5 protein-coding genes and 1 pseudogene are annotated in these 6,000 nt (G+C 64.9%); 4 read left to right on the top strand and 2 right to left on the bottom strand.

Annotated features, from left to right (window positions below):
- The 3 genes and pseudogenes from GA615_RS27445 to GA615_RS13055 all read left to right on the top strand — a co-directional run.
- Window positions 1-811, top strand: a pseudogene (locus GA615_RS27445) (hypothetical protein); the annotation flags it as partial.
- 144 nt (window positions 812-955) lie between these two features.
- Window positions 956-1,375, top strand: a complete 420-nt coding sequence (gene arfB, locus GA615_RS13060; RefSeq protein WP_152051742.1) for an alternative ribosome rescue aminoacyl-tRNA hydrolase ArfB — start codon at window positions 956-958, stop codon at window positions 1,373-1,375.
- Window positions 1,376-1,403: 28 nt separating this feature from the next.
- Window positions 1,404-1,673 carry a hypothetical protein gene (locus GA615_RS13055; RefSeq protein WP_152051741.1) on the top strand — a complete coding sequence of 90 codons (270 nt, stop codon included), beginning with the start codon at window positions 1,404-1,406 and terminating at the stop codon, window positions 1,671-1,673.
- A 72-nt stretch (window positions 1,674-1,745) separates the two neighbouring features.
- Here GA615_RS13055 and GA615_RS13050 read toward each other — a convergent pair whose 3' ends face one another.
- Together GA615_RS13050 and GA615_RS13045 are read right to left on the bottom strand one after the other, a co-directional pair.
- Window positions 1,746-3,065: a Gfo/Idh/MocA family protein gene (locus GA615_RS13050; protein ID WP_390622229.1), complete on the bottom strand. Its 1,320-nt coding sequence runs from the start codon at window positions 3,063-3,065 to the stop codon at window positions 1,746-1,748.
- Window positions 3,066-3,246: 181 nt separating this feature from the next.
- The gene (locus GA615_RS13045) at window positions 3,247-4,239 is read right to left on the bottom strand and encodes a DUF3500 domain-containing protein (RefSeq protein WP_152051739.1); all 993 of its coding nucleotides are present in this window, start codon (window positions 4,237-4,239) and stop codon (window positions 3,247-3,249) included.
- 280 nt (window positions 4,240-4,519) lie between these two features.
- Here GA615_RS13045 and GA615_RS13040 point away from each other — a divergent pair, with 280 nt between their 5' ends.
- Complete coding sequence (locus GA615_RS13040; protein WP_152051738.1) at window positions 4,520-5,995, top strand: aldehyde dehydrogenase family protein; 1,476 nt, start codon at window positions 4,520-4,522, stop codon at window positions 5,993-5,995.
- Window positions 5,996-6,000: the final 5 nt, after the last annotated feature.

Here is a 6,000-nt window from a genome sequence, read left to right as displayed (position 1 = left end):
GGTCAATCCGCACCAGCACCGGGTGGTCAACACGGCGCATCCGCAACTGGTTCGGGTCAACGTCTTCGGGTCGCCTCGGTTCAACGTCGAGGAGATTGCGACGCCGACGGTGCGCCTCTCTGGGGCTGAGCCGGTGTCGGTCTTCACGGGCTTTGCCAATCGGGACCCGTACCTGGACGCCACGTACGTGTTCCTGAGCACCGATCTCGACCCCTTGCCGCCCGGGGCCACGATGGTGACCCTGACCGGCCAGCTGAACGACGGGACGAAGTTCGAGAGCCCGTTCGAGATCTATAACCGAGACGCCTCGATGTTCATGGCGGGCATCAACGTGGTGCCTCAGCCGGCCCCGACTCCGCCGCCGCAGCCGTTCGCCCTGTACGAAGGCTTGCTGCCGGGACAGGGACCGAGACTCCGGGAAGTGCTCGCCCCGGCGATTCACGGAACGCTCGGCTCGGTGCCGACTCAGGCGGCACTCGCCCGGCAGTTCTTCCAGACGCCGGCCCCTTCCCCAACTCCGGCTCCGGCTCCTGCTCCCGTCCGAAACCCTGGCCTGGTCCTTGGTCAGCCGTCTCCGGCGGCGACGCTGGGGGGGGGAACGACCCGAGACCCCGGCGTGACCCTGGGGAGCGGCCCGGTGATCAGCCTGGCGAACCGAGGGGGGGCCTCGACCGCCACCCCGGCAGCGACCTCGACCTTGCGAGGACCGTCGATCCGGATGCCGGTGCAGCCGGCCGTCTCGACCCGACCCGTGTCGGCCCCGACGATTACGATCGACTACGGCCAGCACGGGGGCCCCTCGGCCCGATGATCTGGATGCGGTCGCGGATGATCTGAACCTGACCGACCCCCCTTGCGGTCGTTAGGATAAAGACGAACGATCGAGCGAGCCCCCCGGACCTTGCGAGCCGGGGGGCTCGTCTCGTGGCATCGAGACGCACCGAAGGGGGCGGACATGCTTCGGATCAACGACCGGATTTCGATCCCGATGGACGAATTCCAATTCGATTACATCCGATCCGGCGGGCCTGGCGGACAAAACGTCAACAAGGTCGCCACCAAGGCCGTCTTGCGCTGGAGGCCGGGAGACAGCCCGAGCCTGCCCGAGCCGGTCCGCCGTCGTCTGATACGGCAGATCGGCAGTCGTCTGACGACCGAGGGGGATCTGATCGTCTCGTCGCAGCGCACGAGAGACCGCCTGCGGAACATCGACGATTGCCTGGACAAGGTCCGCGACCTCGTTCTGGAAGCCGCCACGCCGCCGAAGCCGAGAATTGCGACCAAGCCGACGCTTGGCTCGAAGGTGCGCCGCGCTGAGCAGAAGAAACAACGCTCGACCACCAAGAAACTGCGAAAACCCCCGAAATTCGACTAATCGGAATCTGGAACGGAGTCTTTCACCAATGGCCGACCGCGATTATTCGCCGCATCAGCAGAAAATCATCAAGCGATATTATCAGAATTTTGACGCGATCAAGTCGCAACGGCTTTCCGACCTGATCGCCGAGATCTACCTTGCCGAAGGGAAGAAGAGCGACCGCCTGTGGAAGCAGGCGGCCGACATCTTGACGAAGATGGAGTTCCCCGCCTCCCGAATCGAGCATCTGATGCAGAAACGGGAGCCGGAGCTGCTGGTGGGGATTCTGAAGGAACTGGAAACGCGAAAGGGCTGATCGGCCAGGTCTCGATCCGATGAGAACCTCGCTTCCCCCTCAGAAAGGGCTGGCGGCGGGTTCAGAGGGCTGTCAAATCGGATAGGTCCAGGGGGATCGATACTCGCGGCGCAGGAGGGCATTGGCCTTGTCGTCGCCGGGGATAGTGTGCGAATCGTGGTCCCAGTGGATGCTGCGGCCGAGCTTGTAGGAGAGCATGCCGAGGAGGCTGAGGTTGGTCGAGTGGTGGCCGATCTCGATGTCGGAGACGGGTCGGCGGCCGGAGGCGATGGCGTCGAGGAAGTCGGCCCAGAGTTCTCGGATGTTTTGCTGATCGGGCTCGTGAAGCTGGGCGGGGACGTTGACGGCGGCGCGCTTGGCGTCTCGGGGGTAGAAGGTGGTGCCGTCGAGCCAGCCGATGTGCAGAGTGCCGTTGGTGCCGTAGAAGTAGCAGCCGACGGCCTGCTGGGGGTGGGTCTTCTCGGCGGTGTTGCCGGCGAAGCGGCGATGCTCCCAGCTGAGGGAGAAGTTGTCGAACTCGAAGGCGGCGATTTGATGGTCGGGGGCGTCGGTGGTCAGGCGCTCGCCGTCGTTGATGGCGGGGCCGGCGATCGGTCGGCCGCCGGTGGAGAAGACGGTCTTCGGCGCGACCTCGTCGGACCACATAAGCACTTGATCCATCCAGTGGATGCCCCAGTCGCCGAGGGTGCCGTTGGCGAGGTCGAGGAAGTTGCGGAACCCTTTGGGATGGAGCTTGCTGTTGAAGGGGCGGAGGGGGGCGGGGCCGCACCAGAGGTCCCAGTCGAGCCCGGCGGGGGGATCATCGTTCGGGCTCGGTTCCTCGGGGCCGCCGCCGTAGTGGACGAAGGCGCGGACCATGCCGACATCGCCCACGGTGCCGTCTCGAAGCATCTCCATACCGGCGATGTTGTGCGGCGAGACGCGGCGATGGGTGCCGACCTGAACGACGCGATCGTTGCGCCGAGCGGCGGCGACCATGGCCTTGCCTTCGAGGATCGTGTGGCCGATCGGCTTCTCGACGTAGACGTGAGCCCCGGCGTCGCACGCGGCGATGGTGATGAGCGGGTGCCAGTGGTCGGGAGTGGCGACGATGGCGATGTCGGGTTTTTGCTCGTCGAGCAGCTCGCGGAAATCTTTGTAGATCTTGATCGAATCAGGGAGCATGCCGCCGAGGGTGGATTTGCAGGCGGCGATTTGCGAGTCGTCCACGTCGCAGAGGGCGACGGGCCGGCATCGGCCGGAGGCGATGGCTTCGCGGAGGATGTTGGTTCCCCACCAGCCCGACCCGATCAGGGCGGTCGAATAAGTGTGATCTTGCTTCGCCTGGAGGATACCGGGCATGGCGGCGAAGGCCCCGGCGGCGGCCGATCGGACGAAGGAGCGTCGGGTGATGGTCATTGGGTGCGCCTCGGGAGGTGAGGGGCGAGCGAGGGGAGGCTCCGGGCATGGAGTCGAATGGACGCTTGCGTGTCGTGGAGCGTCCGAACACGCAAGGCCTGGAAACGACTGCGAGGACGGGAGCACTGGTGAGTCACCAGTGCCACCCGCCCGAGTTTGAGCGAACGGGGTCGGCTCAGACCTTCTTGGCGATGTTCACGTAGGTGTGGACGTGAGGAGCACCGCGGAAGTGCCAGACGAAGGTGGGGCCTTCGAGACGCCAGATGTCCCATTCGCTGTCGTCGCCGAGGTCGCCTTCCTTGTAGAAGGCCATGTGCAAGGCGTCGAGACCACCGCCGGCTTCGATGATGGACATGGCTTCCTCGACGTCCTCGGAGCGGTAGGGGTCGAGGAGGACGCGGATGACCGATTCGACCAGTTCTTTCTGGTCGCTCGACAGCTCGCAGAGGCAGATGCCGGGGAACGAAGCGCCTTCGCCCTGGAGTTCGACGGCGGTTTCGCGGGGGGCCTTCTCGACGAGGGCGAGCTCGCGCTGCTTGCCGTCGAGGGCGCCGAAGACCTGGTTGGCCTTGACGGTCTGGTAGTAGAAGACGTTGCCGGGCAGCCCCTTCTTGGCGTCGCCTTCGCCGTGGCCGTAGACGATCGGGCCGCCGAAGGCGGCGCCGGGGTTGCTGTTGCCGTCGGCGCGGAGGGTCAGGTGACGGCCAGTCATCTCGAATTCGAACTGATCGGAGTCGGGCTTGCCGAAGAGGGCGATGTGGTATTCCTCGAAGCCGCCGGAGTCCTGATCCATCTGGATGCGGAAGCGGTCGTAGCCTTCGGGGCTGGTGACGCCTCGGACGATGTCTTCGACGAGCATCTGCTGCTCGGTGTCGAGCTGGCCGATGGTCGGCTCGGTGATGGCCCAGTTGGCGCTGATCCGAGTGCGGAGCGGGTGATCGTAGGGGAAGCAGAGCACCTCGCGTTGCTCGGGTTTGAGCGATTCGAACAGCCGAGCGGCGGCGGTTTCGGCCGCGCTGCTGTGGCTCGGCCCGTCGCCGATGAAGGCGGCGTGGGCATTGACCAGCGGAGCCAGGCCGCTGAGGGCGGCCGCACCACCGACGGTGCGGACAAACTGGCGACGAGAAACCGAATCAGGGCGGACGTCGTTGCGGTTGTCCTGAGACATCAGGGATGGCCTCCGCGCGGTTGAGAAACAAAAGATCCATCGAAGCATCCGGCGCGACCCCACGCCGGAACGTTGACTCTATCACGCGAGAATTCCCCGTGTAAGCACGAACCGGCTCCGTTGTTGAACAATGTGGCTCGGCCGATCGCGCGGGTTGAGCCGGTCGGAGCCGGGGGGATAAGATGATCGAGTGCCCTTTCCCGACCCTTGATCGGGAAAAACGGGTTCCTCTCCACCCTTCCTGTCCCGGCAAGACCGAACCGAGAACGGAGGTCCACTCATGGCCACGGCGACCGAGGCCCGACCGACGCTCAATCGCTCGTTTCAGACGAAACTCCTGATTAACGGCCAGTGGCGCGACAGCGTCAGCGGAAAGACCTTCGAGACGATCAACCCGGCGACCGAGGAGGTCATCGCGCAGGTGGCCGAGGGAGACGCCGCCGATATTGATCTGGCGGTCAAGGCCGCGCGGAAGGCGTTCGACACAGGCCCCTGGCGGACGATGGACGCCCGGGATCGGGGCCGACTCCTGAATAAACTTGCCGATTTGATGGAGTCGCAAATCGACGAGCTGGCCGCCCTGGAGTCGCTCGACAACGGCAAGCCGTTGAGCGAAGCACGCAACGGCGACCTGCCGCTGGTGGTCGATTGCCTGCGCTATTACGCCGGCTGGGCCGACAAGATTCACGGGCAGACGATTCCGATTCGAGGGAACTTCTTCAGCTACACGAGGAAGGAGCCGGTCGGGGTCGCGGGGCAGATCATCCCGTGGAATTTCCCGATGCTGATGGTCGCCTGGAAGTGGGGCCCGGCGCTGGCCGCCGGCTGCACGATCGTGATGAAGCCGGCCGAGCAGACCCCCCTGTCCTGCCTCCGCATGGGAGAGTTGGCGATGGAGGCCGGGTTCCCCGAGGGGGTCATCAACATTGTGCCCGGTTATGGGCCGGGGGCGGGATCGGCGCTGGTCGATCATCCGGGGGTCGATAAGGTCGCGTTTACGGGATCGACCGAGGTCGGCAAGCTGATCATGCGGAATGCGTCGAACACCCTGAAGCGGGTGACGCTGGAACTGGGCGGCAAGAGCCCGAACATCGTGTTCGCCGATGCCGACCTGGAGAAGGCGGTCGATGGCGCGATGCTCGGCCTGTACCTGAACCAGGGGCAGTGCTGCTGCGCAGGCAGCCGGTTGTTCGTGCAAGAATCGGTCTATGATGAGATGGTCGAACGTCTGGCCGACAAGAGCAGCGCCCGACGGCTCGGCGACCCGTTCGACCCGGACACCGAACAAGGGCCGCAGGTCGATCGTGAGCAGTTCGAGAAGATTCTCGGCTACATCGAGAAAGGCAAGGAGCAAGGGGCCCGCTGCGTGTCCGGCGGCGAGCGGTTCGGCGACAAGGGGTATTTCATCAAGCCCACCGTGTTCGCCGATGTGAAGGACGACATGGCGATCGCCACCGACGAGATCTTCGGGCCGGTCATGCAGGTCCTGAAGTTCCGGGAGATTGATGAAGTCGTCGAGCGCGCCAACACGACCGATTACGGTCTGGCCGCGGCGGTCTGGACCCGAGATATCGGCAAAGCGCACGCGATCGCCAACCGGGTTCGGGCGGGGACGGTCTGGGTCAACTGCTACGACGTGTTTGATGCCGCCGCGCCGTTCGGTGGGTTCAAGGCCAGCGGCATTGGCCGGGAGCTGGGAGAGAAGGCGCTCGACAATTACATCGAGCAGAAGACGGTGACGGTGTCGCTCGATTGAGGATG

The sequence above is a fragment of the Tautonia marina genome (assembly GCF_009177065.1).
Classification (GTDB): domain Bacteria; phylum Planctomycetota; class Planctomycetia; order Isosphaerales; family Isosphaeraceae; genus Tautonia; species Tautonia marina.
The sequence above is the reverse complement of the archived record's forward strand: the minus strand, read 5'-3'. Positions and strand labels throughout refer to the sequence as shown.